This is a genomic window from Paenibacillus sp. 7516, assembly GCF_002272715.1.
In the GTDB taxonomy this organism is placed as follows: Bacteria; Bacillota; Bacilli; order Paenibacillales; family Paenibacillaceae; genus Paenibacillus; species Paenibacillus illinoisensis_A.
On record NZ_NPBI01000009.1, the window covers coordinates 243,682 to 265,572 of the forward strand.

General features: G+C 45.7%; 19 protein-coding genes. 4 read left to right on the top strand and 15 right to left on the bottom strand.

Annotated elements, in window-relative coordinates:
- Positions 1-253: 253 nt before the first annotated feature.
- Positions 254-736, bottom strand: a complete 483-nt coding sequence (gene ilvN / locus CHI14_RS10215) for an acetolactate synthase small subunit (protein ID WP_095288328.1) — start codon at positions 734-736, stop codon at positions 254-256.
- Positions 733-2,484: a biosynthetic-type acetolactate synthase large subunit gene (gene ilvB, locus CHI14_RS10220; RefSeq protein WP_095288329.1), complete on the bottom strand. Its 1,752-nt coding sequence runs from the start codon at positions 2,482-2,484 to the stop codon at positions 733-735. The genes ilvN and ilvB overlap by 4 nt, the downstream gene beginning before the upstream one ends.
- A 601-nt stretch (positions 2,485-3,085) precedes the next feature.
- On the opposite strand from ilvB, the gene CHI14_RS10225 reads away from it, so the two are divergent.
- Positions 3,086-3,529 (top strand): GNAT family N-acetyltransferase, encoded by a 444-nt coding sequence (locus tag CHI14_RS10225; protein ID WP_481856402.1) that lies wholly within the window; start codon positions 3,086-3,088, stop codon positions 3,527-3,529.
- A 6-nt stretch (positions 3,530-3,535) separates the two neighbouring features.
- On the opposite strand, the gene CHI14_RS10230 is transcribed toward CHI14_RS10225, so the two are convergent.
- The 9 genes from CHI14_RS10230 to CHI14_RS10270 form a co-directional block, all read right to left on the bottom strand.
- Entirely contained in the window at positions 3,536-3,910 is a 375-nt protein-coding gene (locus CHI14_RS10230) for a hypothetical protein (protein WP_095288331.1), read from the bottom strand.
- Between the two features lie 208 nt (positions 3,911-4,118).
- Positions 4,119-5,081, bottom strand: coding sequence for an ABC transporter permease (locus tag CHI14_RS10235; RefSeq protein WP_095288332.1), 963 nt, complete (start codon positions 5,079-5,081; stop codon positions 4,119-4,121).
- On the bottom strand, positions 5,082-6,161 hold the full coding sequence (locus CHI14_RS10240; protein ID WP_095288333.1) for an ABC transporter permease: 1,080 nt from the start codon (positions 6,159-6,161) through the stop codon (positions 5,082-5,084). It lies immediately after the preceding gene.
- Positions 6,154-7,692, bottom strand: a complete 1,539-nt coding sequence (locus CHI14_RS10245) for an ABC transporter ATP-binding protein (RefSeq protein WP_095288437.1) — start codon at positions 7,690-7,692, stop codon at positions 6,154-6,156. Before CHI14_RS10245 ends, CHI14_RS10240 begins: the two co-directional genes overlap by 8 nt.
- 343 nt (positions 7,693-8,035) lie before the next feature.
- Positions 8,036-9,076 (bottom strand): BMP family lipoprotein, encoded by a 1,041-nt coding sequence (locus tag CHI14_RS10250; RefSeq protein WP_095288334.1) that lies wholly within the window; start codon positions 9,074-9,076, stop codon positions 8,036-8,038.
- A gap of 555 nt (positions 9,077-9,631) precedes the next feature.
- Positions 9,632-9,991, bottom strand: a complete 360-nt coding sequence (rplT, locus tag CHI14_RS10255; protein WP_095288335.1) for a 50S ribosomal protein L20 — start codon at positions 9,989-9,991, stop codon at positions 9,632-9,634.
- Between the two features lie 78 nt (positions 9,992-10,069).
- On the bottom strand, positions 10,070-10,270 hold the full coding sequence (gene rpmI, locus CHI14_RS10260) for a 50S ribosomal protein L35 (protein ID WP_062320217.1): 201 nt from the start codon (positions 10,268-10,270) through the stop codon (positions 10,070-10,072).
- A 24-nt stretch (positions 10,271-10,294) separates the two neighbouring features.
- The gene (infC, locus tag CHI14_RS10265) at positions 10,295-10,789 is read right to left on the bottom strand and encodes a translation initiation factor IF-3 (RefSeq protein ID WP_110821116.1); all 495 of its coding nucleotides are present in this window, start codon (positions 10,787-10,789) and stop codon (positions 10,295-10,297) included.
- Positions 10,790-11,098: 309 nt separating this feature from the next.
- Complete coding sequence (locus tag CHI14_RS10270) at positions 11,099-12,337, bottom strand: glycosyltransferase family 2 protein (protein ID WP_095288337.1); 1,239 nt, start codon at positions 12,335-12,337, stop codon at positions 11,099-11,101.
- A 700-nt stretch (positions 12,338-13,037) separates the two neighbouring features.
- On the opposite strand from CHI14_RS10270, the gene CHI14_RS10275 reads away from it, so the two are divergent.
- Together CHI14_RS10275 and CHI14_RS10280 are read left to right on the top strand one after the other, a co-directional pair.
- Positions 13,038-13,565 carry a phosphatase PAP2 family protein gene (locus tag CHI14_RS10275; protein ID WP_095288338.1) on the top strand — a complete coding sequence of 176 codons (528 nt, stop codon included), beginning with the start codon at positions 13,038-13,040 and terminating at the stop codon, positions 13,563-13,565.
- 50 nt (positions 13,566-13,615) lie between these two features.
- Entirely contained in the window at positions 13,616-14,764 is a 1,149-nt protein-coding gene (locus CHI14_RS10280) for an MGDG synthase family glycosyltransferase (protein WP_095288339.1), read from the top strand.
- A 106-nt stretch (positions 14,765-14,870) separates the two neighbouring features.
- On the opposite strand, the gene CHI14_RS10285 is transcribed toward CHI14_RS10280, so the two are convergent.
- The 3 genes from CHI14_RS10285 to CHI14_RS10295 all read right to left on the bottom strand — a co-directional run bounded on the left by CHI14_RS10285 (position 14,871) and on the right by CHI14_RS10295 (position 18,360).
- Positions 14,871-16,424, bottom strand: coding sequence for an ABC transporter substrate-binding protein (locus tag CHI14_RS10285; protein ID WP_481856398.1), 1,554 nt, complete (start codon positions 16,422-16,424; stop codon positions 14,871-14,873).
- A gap of 97 nt (positions 16,425-16,521) precedes the next feature.
- Positions 16,522-17,424, bottom strand: a complete 903-nt coding sequence (locus CHI14_RS10290; protein WP_095288341.1) for a carbohydrate ABC transporter permease — start codon at positions 17,422-17,424, stop codon at positions 16,522-16,524.
- Positions 17,425-17,454: 30 nt separating this feature from the next.
- The gene (locus tag CHI14_RS10295; protein ID WP_095288342.1) at positions 17,455-18,360 is read right to left on the bottom strand and encodes an ABC transporter permease; all 906 of its coding nucleotides are present in this window, start codon (positions 18,358-18,360) and stop codon (positions 17,455-17,457) included.
- Positions 18,361-18,762: 402 nt separating this feature from the next.
- Between CHI14_RS10295 and CHI14_RS10300 the strand changes: the two genes are divergently transcribed.
- Positions 18,763-21,015: an AraC family transcriptional regulator gene (locus CHI14_RS10300; RefSeq protein ID WP_095288343.1), complete on the top strand. Its 2,253-nt coding sequence runs from the start codon at positions 18,763-18,765 to the stop codon at positions 21,013-21,015.
- Between the two features lie 95 nt (positions 21,016-21,110).
- Here CHI14_RS10300 and trmB read toward each other — a convergent pair whose 3' ends face one another.
- Positions 21,111-21,860, bottom strand: coding sequence for a tRNA (guanosine(46)-N7)-methyltransferase TrmB (gene trmB / locus CHI14_RS10305; RefSeq protein ID WP_095288344.1), 750 nt, complete (start codon positions 21,858-21,860; stop codon positions 21,111-21,113).
- Positions 21,861-21,891 lie beyond the last annotated feature (31 nt).

Consider the following 21,891-nt stretch of genomic DNA (forward strand, 5'->3'; position numbering starts at 1 on the left):
GGTGTCTCAATGGACCGGCATGCTGGCTGTTCCAGCAACTCTGGTCTGATCCGATCCGTTCAGACACCCGCCCTTTAATGCGGGTGTGTAGCTCTCTATTCAAGCGTTACATCACTAAAATGTCGAATTGCAGCAGATGCAGGATCACGATGTTATTCAAGGATCACCTGCAGTCTGTTGTACTGCTTCTTCTCGTATCCTTCGTTGCTTACCCGATATGCATATTAGACCATAGATTTAGATCTATTGGCAATTATACGTTTCCACGTACCAGTGCAGTTACTCCAGTCCGCGAGAGTTCGCGAATGCCATACGGCTTAAGCAGCTCGATCATGGCGTCGATTTTGTCGGTATCTCCAACAACCTGAACCATCAGACTACTTGGACCAATATCCACAACCGACGCACGGAACGTTTCAACCACTCCCATGATTTCAGGGCGTTCGGAAGGTTCTGCTTTTACTTTAATCAAAGCGAGTTCACGGGCAACCATCGGCTTGAGGCTGAAATCCACCACTTTAATTACGTCAATAATTTTATAGAGCTGTTTCTCAATCTGCTCCAGCGTTTTGTCGTCACCAATCGTGACAATGACCATACGGGACAAGCCCGCTTCTTCCGACTGACCTACCGTAATGCTCTCAATGTTGAATCCACGTCGACCGAACAACCCCGATACCCGCTGCAGGACGCCAGGCTGATCGTTGACCAAAATCGAAATCGTATGTCTAATCATTCCTCAGCATCCCCCATCAGCATTTGATCAATTGTTGCTCCTTGCGGAACCATTGGATATACATTTTCTTCTTTGCGAACAACAAATTCTACAACGACCGGTCCAGGTGTATCCAGTGCTTCCTGCCATGCCCGTTCAGCTTCTTCCTTGTTCGTGGCACGAAGTCCTTTTACACCATATGCCTCAGCCAGTTTTACAAAATCCGGGCTTCCTGCCAGATCGATATGACTGTAACGGTTCTCGTAAATGATTTCCTGCCACTGGCGAACCATTCCAAGCACCTGGTTGTTGATGATGACAATTTTGACTGGGATATTATTGATCGCGCAGATTGCCAGTTCTTGTGAACACATCTGCATTCCGCCATCGCCATTAATGGAAATGACCAGTCTGTCCGGGTTCGCCATCTGTGCACCGATTGCCGAAGGGAATCCAAAGCCCATTGTTCCGAGTCCACCGGAGGTTACCCATGAGCGAGGTTGATTGAACTTGTAATACTGCGCCGCCCACATCTGATGCTGACCAACGTCAGTAGTCACGATCGCCTCACCTTTGGTTGTATCATTCAACAACTCAACTACCCATTGTGGTTTCAACTCGTCTTCGGAATCCGTGTAGCTGTAAGGTTTCTCTTGCTTCCATTGCTTGATCTGGTCTCTCCAGGCATCCGCACGCTCGGCACGCTGCACTTCCTTGTTGGCTATTTCAAGTACCGTCTTCACATCCCCAACGATCGGGATATCCGTCGCAATGTTTTTGCCAATTTCAGCTGGATCGATATCGATGTGCACGATTTTGGCATGTGGTGCAAAACCGTCCAGTTTACCAGTAACCCGGTCATCAAAGCGAGCTCCGATGTTGATCAGCAGATCCGCTTGTTGAATCGCCTGGTTGGACGTGTATGTTCCGTGCATACCCGGCATTCCGGTCCAAAGTTCATGTCCGCTTGGGAAAGCACCAAGTCCAAGAAGTGTCGTTGTAATTGGAATGCCTGTTTTTTCAACAAATTCGAACAGTGCTTCGTGTCCACCGGAGTAAACGACTCCGCCACCTGCAAGGATCATCGGACGCTCTGCTTCCTGAATGGCCTGAGCCAGACGATCAACTTGAAGTTTGTTTGGCACCGTCCGAGGGTTATATCCTCTCAGTGTCACTGGTTCAGTAATTGGCTCAAACAATGTTTTGTTGGCAGAAACATCCTTCGGAATGTCGATTAACACCGGACCTTTACGTCCTGTATTGGCAATATGGAATGCCTCATGAATGACACGCGGGAGATCTTTAACGTCTTTTACCAGATAGCTGTGTTTGGTAATTGGCATTGTAATACCGGTGATATCCGCTTCCTGGAAAGCATCCGAACCAATCAGGCTGGAAATGACGTTCCCCGTAATGACAACGAGCGGTACGGAATCCATATATGCCGTTGCAATTCCGGTTACAAGATTCGTTGCTCCCGGACCGGAGGTTGCGATACAAACTCCAACTTTGCCGCTTGCACGTGCATATCCGTCTGCTGCGTGAATCGCGCCTTGTTCATGCCGAGTCAGTACATGCTTGAAGTCCTCGAAACCGTACATCGCGTCGTAAATGTACAACACCGCTCCGCCCGGATAACCGAATACGCACTCGACACCTTCCAGCAACAAGCTTCTTAGCAGAATCTCAGAACCGCTAATGACCTCCGGCTTCATCCATTTTTCACGTAATTCATCTGTTGATCGTACTTCTGGAATTTGAGCTCCCATCAGTCATCCTCCTCTCGGAATTTACATCATTCTGACATTTAAAGTTACAAAAAAAACCTTTCATCCCTGCAAACAAGTTAATGCTTGCGAGGGACGAAAGGTTGTTGCTTCCGTGGTACCACCCAACTTTGTCCGAAATTTCGCAATAACGGACCTTACCAGGTACAAAAAACGATAGGTCAAACGGACATAGCCGTCTTCCATACCTGTTGTCTGTAACGCAGACATACGATTTTCCCTAATACGCGAGTGGAGTGACATCCAATGCTTTTCAGGAAAACAGCTCCGAGGTGAGCTCGTATATAAGGGATTATGGTGGTGGTTTCAGCAGATCCAGCCACTCTCTGAGCAAAAGAGCCCTTAAAACTTCGTCCTCTTCATAGCCGATTAAATATTCTCGTTAAATGTTAGGAACATTATATGATTCCTCCAACCGATAAGTCAATACCTGATTTGGATAATTTTTTTAAACGCCCTTTATCTCGCTACTACGCTACTTAACGTTACCCTATTCCCTTCACTTCATTCAGTCACCTTTTATCTTGCTCCAGGCATAGGATATACGAGCAGCACGACTAGTCTTGAAAGGAGGATCAGCATGGTGATTCGGCAACGCAATTCGAGGCTGGATGATGGCGCCATCATGAGTTTAATTGACTCGCAACTTGTTCCTCTATCCCATATGAGTACCAATGAAATTAACAAAATACGCAAAGACATACCCCTGCGTATGAACAGGGGCATGACCTTTGTTGTCTCACCGGACCCGAACAAAGAAGCTGTAGCATTTATACATTTTCTTATGCACGGCGAGTTGTTATATGTCGATATGATGGCAGTTGATACAAAGGAACAGCGAAAAAGGTACGGTCAGACTTTGCTGAAAAAAGCCGAAAACTTCGCCGCATCACGAGGCTGCAAAAGATCCAAAGTAATGGTCGACGAAGGCAATACAAAAGGGCTGCAGTTTTATCAGAAAAATGGATATAGTACCGTTCGTTATATTATGATAAGTCGCTGTTACGAAATGGAAAAGAATATTTAGGTTCTCCTAGAAAAATCCTGGTGGACGCGGTCCGTACGGTCCGAACCCGGGTCCCGGACCATAGCCTGGACCATATCCGGGGCCGGGTTTTGGTCCGGGTCCGTAGCCTGGTCCATACCCAGGACCTCCATAGCCAGGACCCCCATAGCCCGGTCCCGGGCCGTAAGCGTAAGGCAATGTGGCGATTGCAAGCAAATCAAACAAAACCAGTGGAAGAATGGCTTTTGTGCGCACTTTTTTGCCATTCACACGCTTTAGCACTAATTTATTGCCGGATACTTTCAACAGCTTCCCCGTAACCCGAGTGCCGTCTTTTTTCACCGCAACGATATTTTTGCCCACGAGTTTCAACGCTTCACGACGCGTAACATGTTGTTTCATACTTTCCCCTCCTCCTCGGATCATTCAAAACAGTGTATTCGTCCATCACTTGCTTCGCCTGTTTCTTTGTCCCTAATTGAAAATATGGGTCTCTACCCTGACACAATGGAAAAGTATGAATTGCTATTTGCATAACAAAAAAGAGCCCGCACGAAGCGGACCCTTTCTCTGATAAAACTCATTATATCGTGTGATGAATTGCTCACGTCTACCTTTTCCCCGGATCATACGGTTCACCGAGTGCAGACGGAGCTGACGAACGTCCGACTGCCGCGATAAGAACAATAATCGTGAGCAGGTATGGCAGCATATAAATAATTTCCTGGGGAATACTTTGAGACCATTCAAACAGCTGTACATAGTTTCGAATTGCTTGTGAGAACCCGAAAAATACAGCAGCACCAAATGCTCCGATTGGATTCCATTTACCAAAAATCATCGCTGCGATCGCAATGTATCCTTGACCAGAAACCGTATTATGCGAGAACGTGCCTGTTGTTGTCAGTGTGATAGCAGCTCCACCGATCGCAGCCAGTGCACCACTGATCATTACACCAACATAACGATAGCGACGAACTTTGACACCTACAGTATCAGCCGCGCTGGGGTGTTCACCCACGGAGCGCAAACGAAGGCCGAATGGCGTCTTGAAGAGAATGTAATACGTCAGGAATACAAGAATGATCGCCAGATATGTTGTCGGGTAGACGTTCTTGAACAACGCTTCCCCAAGCAAAGGAATATCCTTGAGAAGTGGCACATCAAATTTGCTGAAGCCCTGCACCAAAGGTGAGTCCCCTGATCCTTCAAACAACAATTTAACCAAATACAGAGTACTTCCTGCTGCCAGGAAGTTGATGACGATACCACTGATAATCTGGTCCGCTTTGAACGTAATCGATGCAACAGCGTGAATAAGAGATACGAGTACGCCCAATGCTACGGCAACCAAAACACCCATCCAGGCGGACGTTGTACCACCCATTCCAGCTTCTTGGGCATAGTGAGCCCCAATTCCGGCAGCAAACGCACCAAAGACCATAAAACCTTCAAGTCCCAGGTTGGTTACACCGGATTTTTCAGAGAATATCCCGCCAAGGGAAGCAAAAATCAATGCCGTAGCAAAGACAAGCGTCGTATTGATAATTTGCCCAATTGTCAACAAGTCCATCTACAACACCTTCTCTTTCTTGCGCTTGGAGTAGAACGGTTTAAGAATCCAGCGCACGATGCCTTGTGCCGCAATGAAGAAGATAATCGAACCGATTACAATCCGAATAATCTCTGGCGGTACATCCGCAGCAAAGCTCATACCAGCAGATCCATAGGTAAGCGTACCGAACAGCAACGCCCCCAGGAGCACACCAAACGGATGGTTCAAACCAATCAAGGCAACGGCAATGCCGTCAAAACCTGTTCCTGGAGATCCCGACATGACTGTCTGATACTGGAAAACACCAAGCACCTGGAAAGCTCCACCAAGACCCGCAAGCATACCACTGATAAACATGGCTTTTACGATATTGCGATTAACATGCATACCTGCATATTCAGCCGCATTCGGGTTGTGACCTACAGCGCGGATTTCATACCCTTGCTTCGTTTTCCACATATAAATATAAAAGAGAACAGCCATAACCAAGGCGATCAATGTGCCCATGTGAACACGGGAGTTGCCCATTAGTTCAGACAACCAAGTCAAGCTGATTGAAGCTGACTCACTAATATCTACCGAACGGTTTTCCCCTTGAAGCAGCAAAAACTGCCGTACAATCAGGTTGGCCAAATACAGACCGATCCAGTTCAGCATGATACTACTGATAACTTCGTTCACACCGCGAGCGGCCTTCAGGTAACCTGCAATGGCTGCCCACAGACCACCGAATACTGCACCAGCAATCAAAGCCAGCGGAGCATGAATATAAATCGGAAGACCTGCAAACTTAACTCCTACAAACGTGGCTGCAGTCATACCGACGAGAAATTGTCCTTCCCCACCGATATTAAACAGTCCCGCACGGGACGCAAACGCAAACGCGAGGCCTGTCATGATCAAAGGCGTCATCTCACGTACAGCTTCACCGAAGTTGTACATGTCACCAAAGACTTTCTTGAACAATGCGCCATATGCCTCAATTGGGTTGTATCCTCCAATAAGCATAACGATACCGCCCAGAATCAACCCCATGAGGATTGCAACGATAGGCAGGATAAAGGAATCACGGGTAAACCATTTTAATACTTTACTCATGTACAGTACCTCTCTTTTGGGTGCTGCCCGCCATCATCAAGCCGAGCTCCCTGTCATTCGTTTCTTCCGGCAGGACCTCACCGACAATTTGGCCCTCATAAATGACAGCAATACGGTCCGAAACGTTAATAATTTCATCGAGCTCGAAGGAAATCAGCAATACCGCTTTTCCTTGGTCACGCTGAGCAATCAACTGTTTCTGGACAAACTCAATAGCACCTACGTCCAAGCCACGTGTTGGCTGAGCTGCGATAAGCAGTTCCGGGTTCTTATCGACTTCCCGTGCAATGATCGCCTTTTGCTGGTTACCCCCAGAAAGAGACCGTGCTTTGGTTTCAATGCTAGGTGTCCGCACGTCAAACGCCTCAACAAGACGTTTTGCCTGCTTTTTGATCGCATCGAAATTAAGGAATCCTCTGCGAGTGTAAGGAGACTTGTAGTAAGATTCCAGAACAATATTTTCACTGACCGAGAAATCCAAAACCAATCCGTGCTTATGTCGGTCTTCCGGAATATGGCCTACTCCCGATTCCGAAATATGACGCGGTGAGTGGTTGGATAATTCTTTTCCTTGCAAACGGATCGATCCGCTATCCACTTTGCGCAATCCCGTCAGAGCTTCAATCAACTCACTCTGTCCATTGCCATCTACACCTGCAATACCCAGAATTTCTCCAGCACGAACATTCAAGTTCAGTTCATTCAGAACAGAAATTCCCTCTTTGTTCTTGGCAGTCAGTTTGCTAACTTCAAGGACATTGGCACCAGGCGTTGCAGGTATTTTATCCACTTTAAACGTGACATTACGACCAACCATTTTTTCGGCAAGCTCATTGGGATTGGTTTCAGATGTCTTGACAGAGTCGATGACTTTCCCGCGACGAATAATGGTGACCGTATCCGAGATCTCCATAATTTCTTTTAACTTATGTGTAATCAGGATAATGGATTTGCCTTCTGCCACGAGTTTTTTCATGATGACCATCAGTTCTTTGATCTCCTGAGGAGTCAGAACAGCCGTTGGTTCATCAAAAATCAGGATATCAGCGCCGCGGTACAATGTTTTTACGATTTCAACGCGCTGCTGCATACCAACTGAAATATCATGGATTTTGGCATGCGGATTTACTTTGAGTCCGTATTGCTCGGATAAACGCTGCACTTCAGCAGCTGCTTTTTTATAGTTAATATTGAGACCTTTCGTTGGTTCAGATCCCAAAATAATGTTCTCTGTTACCGTGAACGGCTGAACAAGCTTAAAGTGCTGATGCACCATGCCGATCCCAAGCTCGATTGCTTTGTTCGGGCTATCGATCATGACAGGCTTGCCATTCACTTCAATGGAACCTTCATCTGGCTGATAGAGACCAAATACAATATTCATCAACGTTGACTTACCAGCGCCGTTTTCGCCCAGTAGAGCATGAATCTCGCCTTTACGAAGCTGAAGGCTGATAGCGTCGTTGGCAACAATGCCTGGAAAACGCTTCGTGATTTGTTTTAACTCAACGACGGGGGTTGCTGCACCCATGTAATCACCCTTATAACTGATATAGTGTGGTTCCGCAAACGTAAGAAAAACGTCTATCGACGTATGTTCAAGGGAAAAAACCGCTTTTGCTGCGGTCACTTTCCTTCTCTTGAGATTATCGAATCCATCCAGCACAGCTGAAATGTATACATTCCATAATCTTAAGAAAAGCTCCTTCCGGAGCATATTACTAAAACAATTGATTCTGTATTTGGAAGGTTTCCAGCAGCATCTTGTTAACTAGGTACAAATGTTATGATGGCTTGAGCAAATTTTCCTGTCCTGACAATCATAAGGCCGGTCAAGACCGGCCTCGTGATTATTCAATTCGCGGGCGAAGCAATTACTCTGTAGGTACTTTGATTTCGCCGCTGATGATTTTTTCTTTGTATTCGTCAACTTTAGCAAGGATGTCAGCAGAAACATTTTTTGTAGAAGTATCAGCAATACCTACACCGTTCTCTTTCAAAGTCAGGTTTTCGGAACCGCCAGCAAATGTGCCATCGATAACTTCTTGGTTTACTTTCTTAACTGCTTCGTCAACTTTTTTGATCATGGAAGTCAGTGTAACATCATCACCGAACTCCAGAGATTGGTCTTTATCCACACCGATTACCCAAACATCTTGTCCTTGTTTTTTGCGGGCAATTGCTTCGTTGAACACACCGTTACCTGTAGCACCGGAAGAGTGGAAAATGATGTCCGCGCCTTGGTTGTAGATTGTAGCTGCAGCTGCTTTACCAAGGTCTGGTTTGTCAAATGCGCCTGTATAGTTGGAGATCAATTCAGCATCAGGGTTAACTGCTTTAACCCCTTCTCTGAAACCAACTTCAAATTTCTTGATCAGTGGGCTGTCCATACCGCCAACAAAACCGATTTTGTTCGTTTTTGTAGTCAGACCGGCAACAACGCCAACCAGGAAGGAACCTTGCTCTTCAGCAAATGTAACGGATTTAACGTTAGGAGAATCTACAACACTGTCGATGATCGCCAGTTTGGATTCAGGGTTTTGGTCAGCAACCGTTTTGATTGCGTCAGCCAATTGGAAACCGATACCCCAAGTCAGGTCATATCCACCTTTAACGAATTCGTTCAGGTTAGGAATGTACTCTTCATCGGATTTACTTTGCAGGTATTTAACTGCCGTACCTGTTTCAGTTTCAGTTGCTTGCAGGGCTTCCCAAGCGGATTGGTTAAAGGATTTGTCGTTAACGCCACCTACGTCAGTAACCATACCGATCTGCAAATCGGATTTTGCTTCAGTGGATTCGCCACCTGTTGTTCCACCGGCATTTGTTTCTTCCTTCGGTTTGCTTCCGCAACCTGCGAGCATTACCGATACTGCCAGCAACATGACCAAAGACAAGCTGAGCATCTTTTTCATTTCTCTTGTTCCCCCTTAATGATATATACCTAATTCCTACCCGGGTCGATATTGGACGATGAACAGATGTCTGATATGACTTTTAAGCGGAATGTATGGTTTCTTCGACATAAAGAGTACATTCACACCATAACTTTACCGGATCATCTGCCGAAAAACCGAACATTATGACTAGGAGAGAAAAGTTTAGGACTAGCCTACTAGAGGTGATTATACATTCAACCAGTGTTAAAATCCAGATGTTTCATGACTAAAAATCACATATTTTTAGACTTTTATTGTTGAAAACGCTTAAAATTTTAGCAGTTTAACACGCTAACGTTACAACGATGTGATGTTACATAACAAAAATATACCATCATTATCACCTTTAGCCAGTAACTCCTAGATTTCATTTGCATTATATGAACGTTCGGTTTTTATGTATCTGCCAGAGGCCTGATAGCTGTCAACCGCATCCAATCTAAGTTTGTCCTCCCGGACCCCGGTGTATTCGTCCACACTTTCTGGCGTAAAAAAAGCCGCCATAAGGTACGGCGGCTTGCATGTTACAATTTAAGCGTTGATTTTGCCTTTAGCTACAGTAGCCAAAGAGTTGAACGCATTGATGTCGTTAACGGCCAGATCAGCCAACATTTTGCGGTTCATGTCCACTCCAGCAAGTTTCAATCCATGGATCAGTTTGTTGTAAGACAAACCGTTTTGACGTGCTGCTGCATTAATACGAACGATCCACAGTCTGCGGAAGTTACGTTTAGTGTTGCGACGGTCACGGTATGCGTAAACCAGGGATTTCATTACTTGCTCGTTAGCTGTTTTAAAAATGCGGTGTTTGGAACCGAAATAACCTCTTGCCAGTTTCAAAACCTTTTTATGACGACGACGTACTACAAAACCGCCTTTTACTCTTGCCATATTAAAGAACCTCCCAAATAAATATTAAATGTATCCGTGGTATGTGTATGGCCTAAGCCGATCCCCCATACGGATGTACTATTTCAAGTTAGCCAAACCTTGTTTCAAACGTCTTACGTCCCCGGCTGCCATTACTGGGTTGCCGTTCAGAACGCGCTTAGCACGTTTTGATTTGTGGGAAAGCAAGTGGTTTTTGTGTGCTTTGTAACGAAGGACTTTACCGGAACCGGTAATTTTGAAGCGTCCTTTCAAACTGCTGTGTGTTTTCATTTTAGGCATTTTGTGTTTCCTCCTCCAATGTTATCAGGCTTTAGGAGCCAGAATCATGATCATACTGCGGCCTTCCAATTTTGGTTGGCGCTCGATGGTGCACAGTTCTGCCACTTCCACCTTAACGCGCTCCAGAATCCGTTGACCAATGGCGGCATGGGCAATTTCACGTCCGCGATAACGAACAGAACACTTAACCTTGTCGCCTTCTTTCAAAAACTTAACTACATTACGAAGCTTCGTTTGATAATCGTGCTCCTCAATATTGGAACGGAACCATACTTCTTTAATGTCAACAATTTTCTGGTTCTTACGGGCTTCTTTGTCTTTCTTTTGTTGCTCATAGCGGAACTTGCCATAGTCCATGATGCGGCATACCGGCGGTTTAGCCTGTGGTGCCACATTGACCAGATCCAAGTTCAGATCAATCGCCATTTGCAGTGCTTCCCGAATGGGCTTGATCCCAATTTGTTCTCCTTCAGCTCCGACAAGGCGCACTTCCTTCGCCCGAATCTCATCATTAATCATGTGATCTTTACTAATAACCGTCCACCTCCAGGTCATTTTGAATACTGTTAAACAAAAATAAAAGGGATGCCGGTCAAGCTACCGACATCCCTGTAATCAACACAATTCTTCATGAGTATACACTTCATAAATTATTGGGATCGTTGACCAGCCAACATCAATGTTGGTCAGGTGAGAAGTCGGACTTCTGCTTGTGATTCCATTGCTATTCATTTAACGCACTTGAATACTATAACATCATGTTCGGCTATAGTCAACACCTTTGAAACATTTTCACTATATACATGGTGTGCTTAGCCAGAAACACTCTTACCCTTGCTTGCTCTGCACCTCATCCAAACGTACAACACGTGTATGCTGGGTATGGCTCCATTGTTTGTTGTTCTGCGTGAAGAACGCGTAGAACGTAATCGGATACCACGATAGCAGATAGATCGGGAATACAATCAGATACAAATAAACTTTCGCAAAAGTGACCTTCTCCAGTGCCATCGACAAGAGGAATGTCAGAATGTTCAAACCAATGGCCACGAAGCCTACCCATAATGGGAAGTATCCGTAGATGTTGGCAATATGCGGTCCGCTGAATACGGCTGTATCCACCCACATAACTGCTGTCATCAGGAATGTCAGTAATACAACGTATACGTTGGCACCATATACGGCTAGGTCGAACTTGACCAGGCTTCTTTCCTTGATACTTTGCCACAACAGCGGGAAGAAATATCTCCGCGCTACCGTAAAGTGACCTTGCATCCAGCGCAGACGTTGTCTTGCTGAAGCTTTGAATGTCAAAGGCTTCTCATCAAATACTTTTGCATCATAGTTAAACACGGGATACACGTTACGCTGCACACTACGCATTGTAAACTCCAAGTCCTCGACCAGGCTAGTCGCACCCCAGCCGATTTCCTTCAGCAAATTCGTTTCAAAGCACATTCCTGTACCGCCAAGGAAGTTGGCCATGTTCAGGTTATGACGCGACAACTGCCACAAACGGTTAATGTACCAGTACGATACGCCGTATGCTGCAGTAATCCAGGAATCTTCCGGATTTTTCGTATCGATATATCCTTGAATAACACGCGAACCGTTACACAAGTCGTTATTCATCTCAAGCAAGAAATTGCGATCAACCAGGTTGTCAGCATCAAACATAACAACGGCGTCATACTGACGCGGCAATTTCCACAGATATTTGAGCATCCACTCAATGGCGTAACCTTTACCTCTGAGATCGGCATTTGTACGCACACATGCATTCAAGCCATGATCTCTGACGATTTGAGCTGTACCATCCGTACAGTTATCACAGATAACGAACACATCGTACAGATCTTCCGGATAATCGAGTTGTTTCAGGTTCTCCATCAACGCTCCGATGACCTGCTCTTCATTGTGTGCTGCCACGAGTACAGCGAAAGATTTTGTGGCAGGATAATGTTTCTTCTTCTTTTTCTTATACAGACCGAACAGCGAAAACGTGAATTGGTACACGGCTAGCAGTGCCAGAATGACCTGCATCGTGACGAATATAGCGTCCAACATCGTTCTCTGTTACCCCCTTTTTTTCAAACCCTGTTTACTTTAGCGTTTCTCTACCTGATTCTGCATCTTTGTTTTTTTGTAATGTGCAGAATATGACCCTGGTCTTTTGTTTACTACGCAAGTATTTCAAGCATGGTTGCTTCCAATTTGGCTGCTTTATCGATTTTGGATGCTTTTCAGCTATTTGTCAAAACCGCAATTTCACTTCCTAAAGCAGAAATGTGAACATTAAACGCTGAATTGGCAGTTCGTGATACTGCGCCCTCGCATTCATGCCTGTTATATCTTATTTTCAGCCGTTTGCTTGATTTTTATTTCTAAAGTCCCTGCTTTTTTCATTACCCAGTACTGTCCAACCAGAGGCTATACAAAAAATAACGCAAACGAACACCAAAAAGTTCAATACAAAACTCACATTTTTTTAACCTCATTTCAGCCATGTTGAATCATTGTATCTTTTTTAGCTCGTCCGAGTCAAAAAGTTAAGTTGGATGATTAACCACTCTTTAACATGAATTTTACGTTGTTCACATGTCTTCTTCTTGAAAAGGACAACATTTAAAAATATGATAAACATATACCTGAAATAACCTGAACTTCACGAAAAACGGTTATATAGTAATCAGGACAACACCGGACACAGGAAACATACCGGAAATACTGCCGCCAATTCGGGCGGCCTGACTGGCAGGAGGCCAATATGAGCCGTTTATTCGTTAAGTTTCAAGCGTACGATCGCAATGTGTTTATGTGGATTAATGGTCGACTTCATAATCGATTTATGAATTTTTGGCTGTACTATCTCACCCATCTGGGCGGAGCAACATTTTCTATTGCCGTATCCTTATTGATATGGCTGCTCGCTCCAGCCCCTTGGAATACGACAGGCCTACAGGCATGTATCGCTCTGGCTGTGAGCCATATTCCCGTAGCAATCGCGAAACGGTTGTATCCTCGCATTCGGCCATATCTGGCCATGCCGGAAACGATCACATTCCGCAATCCCCTGACGGACCACTCATTTCCTTCTGGGCATACAACCGCTGTCTTCTCGGTAACCGTTCCGTTTATGACTATGGAACCTATTTTGCTGGTGACGCTGCTGCCGGTTGCACTGATTGTCGGATTCTCTCGAATTTACTTGGGTTTGCACTATCCTTCGGATGTGCTTGCAGGTGCCACAATCGGTACTTTAGTCGCACTTGCGACAGTTGCATTATGGTCCTAAAGCAGATATGTTAGACTAAGGAAAACCTAGCAGGAACAGGTGAAGCAAGCGTGGAGAAAAAACGAGTATTACTACTTTCCGAAGGCTTTGGAGCCGGTCATACACAAGCCGCTTATGCACTGTCCAGCAGTTTGAGAAAGCTCTCTCCGGAAGTACAGACCAAAGTGCTCGAACTGGGTAGTTTCCTTAACCCCAGGGTCGCACCACTTATTATCACGGCATACAAAAAAACGGTAACCAACCAGCCCAAACTTGTCGGATACGTATACAGGCATCAATATAAAAAGTCTTTGAACCGATTGACTACACTCGCATTGCACAAGCTGTTTTACACACATACACGTAGTGTCGTACGTCAGCTTCGTCCAAATGCCATTGTATGTACGCACCCCATCCCAAGTGCCGTCATATCCAGATTAAAGCGCCTCGGTGTACAAGTGCCACTCTGCACGGTCATTACCGATTACGATGCGCATGGCACTTGGATCAGTCCCGAAGTGGACTTGTATCTGGTATCTACAGAAGAGGTCAAGTCCAAATTGATCCTGCGCGGAGTTTCCGTGGACAAAATACGAGTTACCGGCATTCCGGTACACCCCAACTTTTGGGAGCATCCTGGCCGGGATGAGATTCGCGCCAAGTTTAATCTGAAAGATATGCCCACCGTTCTTGTCATGGGCGGCGGCTGGGGAATGCTCAGCGATGAAGTGGTCAATAAGCTTCTGACTCGCTGGCATAACGACATTCAGATCATCTTCTGTCTCGGACGCAATGACAAAATCCGGATCAGCATGGAACAGAACCCAGAGTACCGGAAAGAAAATATTCACATTATCGGATACACCAAAGAAGTGGATAAGCTAATGGAAGTTTCCGATCTGCTGATAACCAAGCCTGGTGGAATGACATGCACGGAAGGACTCGCCAAAGGTATTCCGATGTTGTTCCATAATCCCATTCCGGGTCAGGAGGAAGAGAACGTTCAATATTTTACCGCTAGAGGACTGGGCGAACCGATCACTTCGCTTGATGTCGTGGTTAAATGGATGAATAAATTGTTACATAAATATCCCGACATCGTCCGCAAACGCAAACGTCATTTGGCACAGATCGCCAAATATCGTCCGATGGAAAGTGCACAAAGCATCATTGATCTTCTGGACCTGCGGCCGTTCCAGGCTGATCAGGCCAGATTATGATCAAAAGTTCGATAAACAAGCCGCATACACTTATGCATAGAAAAAAGGTGCCTTCAATCTGAAGGTACCTTTTTTCTTATCTATTATAAAACGAAATAAATACAAACTACTGAATGCCCGCCGATTTCAAATATTCCTGCCATTGTTTGGTATACTCAGCTTGTATTTTATCTAGCCCTGCCTGCTTAGCTTTTTCCATAAATGTATTCAAGCCTGCTTCAACGTCTGCAACCAAACCAACGTTCAGTGGGTACAGATACTGTTTCTCCACTTGCTCAAGCGCAGCCTTCTCCGCCTGAAACGGTGTCCAATCCTCCGCAAATCCGGTAAAGATATCCGGCTTCTTGATTTTGTCCAGCTCCTCGAACATGGCGAGTACGTCGTCGAACGTTTTATCATAGAGCATAAAGTCCGGATTCCGCCAGGCCCAGCCATTCATGCCCTCACGCGGGAATCCATTGGTCTGAGCATCGCCCACCATTTTGTAGTAGCCATCCTGAACTTCAAAGTTCTTGCCTTCTACACCGTATTCCGTAAGCCAGTTGTAACGTTTGTCTGTTACCAGCTTCTCATAAAAAGCGAGTGCCTTTTCCGGATTTTTGCTGCTTCGCGGTATGGCGAATCCATTGTGAATCGGATGAACCGGCTGTGCAAAACCTTTGGCATTCGGATAAGCGAAGTATCCCAGCTTCCATTCGGGATGTGTAGATTGGACTTTGATCACATCCGCATTAAACTTGTTCGGGTTCTCGCCTGATAGCACAACAGCCGCCTTGCCATTTTGCAGCAGTGAATTCGATGTGTCCTTTACGTTCAGCACGTTTTTCGGGAAAAACCCTTTATCCATCCAACGTTTGTACGTTTTCAGATCCTCCAGGTGCTGGGCTGATCCCCAATAGGACGTGATGGTTGACGGCGAATCGTACATAATATCAAGCCCGTAAGGGAGCTGACCAGCCGTATTCACCAATTTGGAGGTTAACTGACGGATGCCATGAGTGTGATTGGAATTGTTGTCCGCGATCGGAATCATGTTCGGTTCATTGGCTTTGATCCCTTCAAGATAAGCTTCGAGCGTCTCTAGGGATTCTGGTTTGGGCAAATTATACTTTTCACGCAGGTCCTCACGGTAAGCAATTCCTTCTGTGACATACTCGATCCAGGTCGAAGGCACAGTATAGATTTTTTCATTGATTTTAACAGCGTTCCACATATCATCAGGTACGTGGGATTTCAATGTTGGTGCAGCCTTCGGCAGCAGCTCGTCGAGCGGCAGGAATGCTCCTTTTTTGGCATACGATTGATAGAATGTCCAGTCCGCAGTGAAAATCAGGTCAATCGGCTGGCCAGAAGACAGAAGCAGCTTATATTTCTGATCCCAATCCGTCCAGGAAGTGTAGTTGAATTTTACGTTGACGTTCAGATCAGCCTCAGCAAGTTTGTTAATCTCGGATTCAATAACAGGCAAGTCTTTGGGCGCGTCCCCAAGCATGTAAAACTGCAGGGTCACCTTCTCGCCTTTGTCTGTCGATGAAGCGCCCTCCTTGCTCCCTTGCACCGATCCCCCAGATCCGTTATTACACGCGGCTAATACCCCGGCCAACATCATCAGGGCCAGCACCAGAGACAGGTGACGAATTATTTTGTTGCGCATATGCATCCTCCCTTTTGTAGGAAACCTTATATGTTAGCGTAAACTGCCAGACGCGAGCAGAAGTAAACGAATAACTGGCTGTCGCCCCGAGCTTCTTCACGTTCTAACCTTTTACCGCACCAATCGTAAGACCTTTGACAAAATAGCGCTGTACAAACGGGTATAGGAACAGAATGGGGCCCGTCACCACAATCGCCATGGCCATCTTGGTTGATTCCGTAGGCACATCCTGGCTGAGCGTAATTCCCGTGCCGATAGCCATCTGATCAATGAAAGTAATCGTATTCATCGTGTTATACAGGTAAAACTGCAGCTGATACATATCCGGGTTGTTAATGAACAGAGACGAAGTAAACCAATCATTCCAGTATCCGAGGGCTAAAAACAAACCTACGGTTGCGATCCCGGGCATCGCCAGTTTCAATACAATGCTGAAGTAAATGCGGAAATCATTCGCGCCATCCATTTTGGCGGATTCAACCAGTTCATCCGGAACAGCAGAGCGGATAAAGTTTTTCATCAAAATGATGAGAAATGGTGTCATCAATCCAGGGAAAATCAGTACGGTGTACGTATCCGTCAGATTGAAGTAATTTGCCAGCATAATGTACCAAGGCACCAACCCACCGCCAAATAGCGTAGTGAAGTAAATGAAGAAAGAGAAGGTATTGCGGTATTTAAAATCTTTGCGCTGCAGTACGAAGCCCGCCATCGTAATGAGGAACAGTCCGAGCGCAGTCCCTACAACGGTTGTAAAGACAGTCACTCCGTATGCTTTCAGCACTTGAGTAGGGAATTTGAACACCATTTGATAGCCTTCCAGGGAAAAGTCTGTTGGAAAGAGATGATATCCATCTCTTACAATCGATTCATTGCTGCTGAACGAGCCAGATAGGATTAGAAGAAAAGGCAGCAGACACATGATGGACAAAATCAGAATGACGCCATAGGCGATGATCTGAAACAGCAAGGTAAATTCTGAATCTCTGGCACGGGTAGTATGCATGATGGTTCTCCCTTCTGCCCGGTAGGCGGTTTAGAACAAGGCGTAATCCTCATTCACTTTTCGGATGATGTAATTCACGGTCATGATTAGAATGAAGCCGAATAGAGACTGGTACAAGCCTGCTGCGGTAGCCATCCCGATATCAAAGGTCACTTTCAGGGAGCGATACACGTACGTATCAATGATGTCTGTGGCGTTATACAGCACACCGTTATTCCCGATAAGCTGATAAAAGAGATCAAATTGTCCCTTCATAATGCTCCCCAGAGAGAACAGTAGCAGAATGACAAAGGTCGGTTTCAGCATGGGAACGGTGATATACCAGATACGCTGAAAAATATTCGCTCCATCCATGCGGGCAGCCTCATAATACTCGTCACTGATCCCGGTAATGGCCGCCAGATAGATTACCATACTGTAGCCAAGATTCTTCCATAGGTAAAAGATAATGATCAGGAACACCCATATCCAGGGCGTGTTATAAATATCAATCGGGCCGGCTTCAAAGCGTTTGAGTACTGTGTTCACAAAACCGGATTCATAGTTGAACATGTTGTAAGCGATTACACTTAGTAGTACAAATGAGATGAAATACGGTAAGAACATCACGGATTGCGTAATTTTCTTAAAGAGCTTGCCACGGACTTCACTTAACATAATGGCACAGAAAATGGCGAGTCCGTTTCCCAGTATAATAAAAGCCAGGTTATAACCCACCGTATTGGTCGTAAGCTTCAGCAGCATGCCGGACTGCCAGAGAAACTTGAAGTTTTCCAGCCCTACGAATGGACTGCCGAATAGTCCGCCTTCAAAGTCGTACCGGGTAAACGCATAGTAGATACCCACCATCGGAAAATACGAGTTAATGAGAAAAAAGATTAGTGTAGGCAGCAGCATCAGAAACATGATTTTGTTTTTGTTCAATTCTTTGAGCATGGCTCGATCCCTCCCGGATTTCTTGCAGCGCGGTTGCGCCGTGGAGCTCTGTTTTTAGTGTAGACGCCCTTTCCGCTCCCGGATACTGAAGCTTCCCGCCGGAAAATGAACGATATTGCCAAACCGGATATGAACAATGTGAACCAACACTGAAAAGAACTCCAGTACGTTCACAAATGTTGATATCGTGCATAACCTGGGCATCGTGAACAATTCAGCGAAAGTTGAACGATATGTACTGAAACAACCTTTTACACCTTGTACAATATTGATGTAAACGCATACATGATATATAATTTGAATGCCTATCCTCATGCAAAGCGGCCTGCTGTGAAACAGAGCGTAACGCTGTGAAATGAAGTTTTTTCACCCAAAATGCAGATGTTCAGGGGGAACTGATTGATGCGCAAACGTTCGGATGACAGTCAAAACGTATTTTCTCGGATACTGATTGGCATCATTGTCAGTACCGTTGCTACCCTGCTCGTCGCTTCTGCCATTCTCTACGTCAACTACAATCGCATCGCTCTCCGCCAGGTCTATCGCACCGATATGAACAGTCTCACACAGACCAGCCGGGAAGTATCCAAAATGACCGAAACGGCCAAATCCTTGTCTTATCAGATTTATCAGGACTACAGCATCTCTGCACTTCTCCTTTACTCTAAACCAAGCATTTATGAAGTCACTCCAGCCATGGAGCAGCTCGATAACTACCGCATGTCCCTTCCCTTTATCGAATCCATCTATGTATATAACTCCAAAAGCAACGAATTCTTTATCAGCTCAGAAACACGTAATGGTCAGCAATCCCTAGCCGAATTAGACGATCAAGGCATTAAGGATATCCTCCAGCGATTTCATGAATACAAACCCTTTGTTCCGATTCCGCGTACTTACCAGGTTGGTTCCACAGAAGAAGTTGAAGTGAATAGTTACACCTATCTCTGCTATGACACCATCAATGATAATGCCGAATTAAACTACGCAGTCGTAGTCAATATCAAGGACGATTGGTTAAGTCCCAACATTAATGCAGTGGATCAGCCGGGTAAAACATTTATTATCAACGAAAACGGACAGCTGCTGTCCGATTTTGGAGATCGCACGATCATGCAGGATCTATCCAAGGAAGCCTTCATGCATCCCATTCTGCAAAATACGGAGCAATCTGCCTACTTTACCGCTGACGTTGACGGGGAAAAATCACTTATCACCTATACCACACCTGATAATTTGGGATGGCGTTATGTACGAATTACACCTGATCATCTGATCACTGCTGATATTCGCAGCATGCGCACGCACACCGTCCTGTTTTGTCTGGGCTTGCTTATTGCGGGACTGCTGCTCTCTTACCTGGTTTCTCGGAAGTTATATCATCCCATTGATAAAGTCATTGTTCGAATGCGAGTTATGGAAGCCGAGCGTCGTGGCAGTCTGCACATCTTGCGTCAGGATTTTTTGCGCGGTGCTTTACAGGGGCGAGAGACAGTCTCCGGGGGGATTTTGGAAGAGCGCATGAAGTTTTATGGTTCGTCTGTCCAGGTTCATCGTCCGTCCAGACTGGTATTGCTGCGTATAGATCGCTTTGCCGATTTTTGCGAAACCTACCGGGACGATATCAAGCTGGTAAAATATGCGATGATGAACATTTGCATGGAATCGGCGGAATTTCGCTACCACACGGAAACCCTCGATATGGGCGGGGACATGATCAGCCTTCTTTTCAATCACAAAAATTCGGATCAGCAAAATGCACAGGAAGCAGAGGAAGATATGGAGGAACTACTGCGTATGCTGCAGGATGCGGTAATGCTGCATCTGAAATGCTCCGTTTCGTTTACCGTCGGGCCTGAGGAAGACTCTTTCGAGGCTGCGATCGCCGGCTACCCCCACTCAGCGGAGGCTTCCCTGCACCGATTATTCAGCGGTCCGGGCTGCCTGCTGTACACAACCGACATCATGGCGTATCAGGCCAAGGAATATGCATTTCCGGCAAGTAAAGAGCGACAGCTTATTGATTGCCTCATGACAGGCAAAACATGCGAAGCCAAACAGATCTATACCGATATTGTGGATGAAACGGCAGCATACCCTTTTACCGTATTCCAGTTGGCTCTGTCCCATCTGACGATGACACTGAACCACGTACGCAATACGCTTAAGAAAAATAACCAGCTTACACTGAACACGATCTCGGACGCTGCAATGCTTCCTCTCCATGAAGCGGAGGAACTCGGTGAAGTCCATGCCCATTTCTATCGTCTATTTGATGAATTAGGATTGAAAGTGGAAGAGAAACGAACCCTGAGGCATGAAGAGCTCCTACGCCGAATTAACAGCATTATCGAACGGGACTATGCCGACACCAATCTCTGTCTCACCTCCATTGCTGAGGAACTCACCATGTCACCCATCTATATCAGCAGGCTGTATAAACAACTCACGTTAAAAGGACTAACGGATGTGATTAACGAGACACGAATCATCAAAGCCCAGCATCTGCTGATTGAGACCGAGAATTCGGTTGCAGACATTGCAGAGAAAACGGGGTTCACCAACAGCTCCTACTTCTATCGCATGTTCAAAAAATTCAATGGGGTGACCCCAAATGATTATCGTCGCAAGGGACTGCGTTCCGAGCAAATGTAACGATATCGATATCTTCTAATGATCTTGAAGAAGAAACATCAAAAAAAGCGGCACACGAAGTGATGAGTCTCTCCTCCATGTGCCGCTTATGCATTTTATTCTTGGTCTTCTCCGGAATCATCCGAAGCTTCACGTACTTTGTACTTGTCCAGACGCATTGCGTGATACTCACGCAGCGCCTCTTCACCCACAATGACTTCCACGCGGTGAATATTCATGCCTTTGCCCATGAATTTCTGCTCGTATTCCGTCATGACATGCTCTTCATTCAATCCATCACGGTGAAGATTCAGGGACAGATTAGTCATCTGCAGACCATAGTCGGCAATCGCGTTGAGCGAGAACTCGAACAAGGTCTCCGAATCAGTTTTGAAATGAATTTGGCCCTTGGCGTTAAGCAGCTCCGTGTATTTCTTCAAAAACCGCGGATGAGTCAAACGACGGCGTGCATGCTTGGCTTTTGGCCATGGGTCACTGAAGTTCAGATAGATCCGTTCCAGTTCAGCCACTTCGAACACTTCCTCGATCTGTTCAATGTTCGCCAGGACAAGCTTCACATTGGGCGGGGTTTCTACATCAGCCTCACTCCACGCATTACGGGCCTTCTCACTAGCCCGGCGCACCAATTCATCATACATATCGATACCGATAAAATTGTATTGCGGATATTTATAACTCATTTGGCTGATAAATTGACCTTTACCCATACCAAATTCAACAAAGATCGGATGGTCGTTGCCAAACAGTTCAGACCATTTCCCCTTGTACTGTTTGGGTTCCAGAACAACAAGATCCACTTGCTCCTCCAGATTTTCCCGAATCCCTTTTCTGCCACGTAAACGCATTTTATTCCTCCGTTTGTCCATACTTGTCTCA

What these genes read in the sequence shown, in the direction of transcription:
- ilvN (WP_095288328.1), bottom strand. Translation starts at nt 736, where the DNA reads ATGATTAGACATACGATTTCGATTTTGGTCAACGATCAGCCTGGCGTC.
- ilvB (WP_095288329.1), bottom strand. Translation starts at nt 2,484, where the DNA reads ATGGGAGCTCAAATTCCAGAAGTACGATCAACAGATGAATTACGTGAA.
- CHI14_RS10230 (WP_095288331.1), bottom strand. Translation starts at nt 3,910, where the DNA reads ATGAAACAACATGTTACGCGTCGTGAAGCGTTGAAACTCGTGGGCAAA.
- CHI14_RS10235 (WP_095288332.1), bottom strand. Translation starts at nt 5,081, where the DNA reads ATGGACTTGTTGACAATTGGGCAAATTATCAATACGACGCTTGTCTTT.
- CHI14_RS10240 (WP_095288333.1), bottom strand. Translation starts at nt 6,161, where the DNA reads ATGAGTAAAGTATTAAAATGGTTTACCCGTGATTCCTTTATCCTGCCT.
- CHI14_RS10245 (WP_095288437.1), bottom strand. Translation starts at nt 7,692, where the DNA reads ATGGGTGCAGCAACCCCCGTCGTTGAGTTAAAACAAATCACGAAGCGT.
- CHI14_RS10250 (WP_095288334.1), bottom strand. Translation starts at nt 9,076, where the DNA reads ATGAAAAAGATGCTCAGCTTGTCTTTGGTCATGTTGCTGGCAGTATCG.
- rplT (WP_095288335.1), bottom strand. Translation starts at nt 9,991, where the DNA reads ATGGCAAGAGTAAAAGGCGGTTTTGTAGTACGTCGTCGTCATAAAAAG.
- rpmI (WP_062320217.1), bottom strand. Translation starts at nt 10,270, where the DNA reads ATGCCTAAAATGAAAACACACAGCAGTTTGAAAGGACGCTTCAAAATT.
- infC (WP_110821116.1), bottom strand. Translation starts at nt 10,789, where the DNA reads ATGATTAATGATGAGATTCGGGCGAAGGAAGTGCGCCTTGTCGGAGCT.
- CHI14_RS10270 (WP_095288337.1), bottom strand. Translation starts at nt 12,337, where the DNA reads ATGTTGGACGCTATATTCGTCACGATGCAGGTCATTCTGGCACTGCTA.
- CHI14_RS10275 (WP_095288338.1), top strand. Translation starts at nt 13,038, where the DNA reads ATGAGCCGTTTATTCGTTAAGTTTCAAGCGTACGATCGCAATGTGTTT.
- CHI14_RS10285 (WP_481856398.1), bottom strand. Translation starts at nt 16,424, where the DNA reads ATGCATATGCGCAACAAAATAATTCGTCACCTGTCTCTGGTGCTGGCC.
- CHI14_RS10290 (WP_095288341.1), bottom strand. Translation starts at nt 17,424, where the DNA reads ATGCATACTACCCGTGCCAGAGATTCAGAATTTACCTTGCTGTTTCAG.
- CHI14_RS10295 (WP_095288342.1), bottom strand. Translation starts at nt 18,360, where the DNA reads ATGCTCAAAGAATTGAACAAAAACAAAATCATGTTTCTGATGCTGCTG.
- CHI14_RS10300 (WP_095288343.1), top strand. Translation starts at nt 18,763, where the DNA reads ATGCGCAAACGTTCGGATGACAGTCAAAACGTATTTTCTCGGATACTG.
- trmB (WP_095288344.1), bottom strand. Translation starts at nt 21,860, where the DNA reads ATGCGTTTACGTGGCAGAAAAGGGATTCGGGAAAATCTGGAGGAGCAA.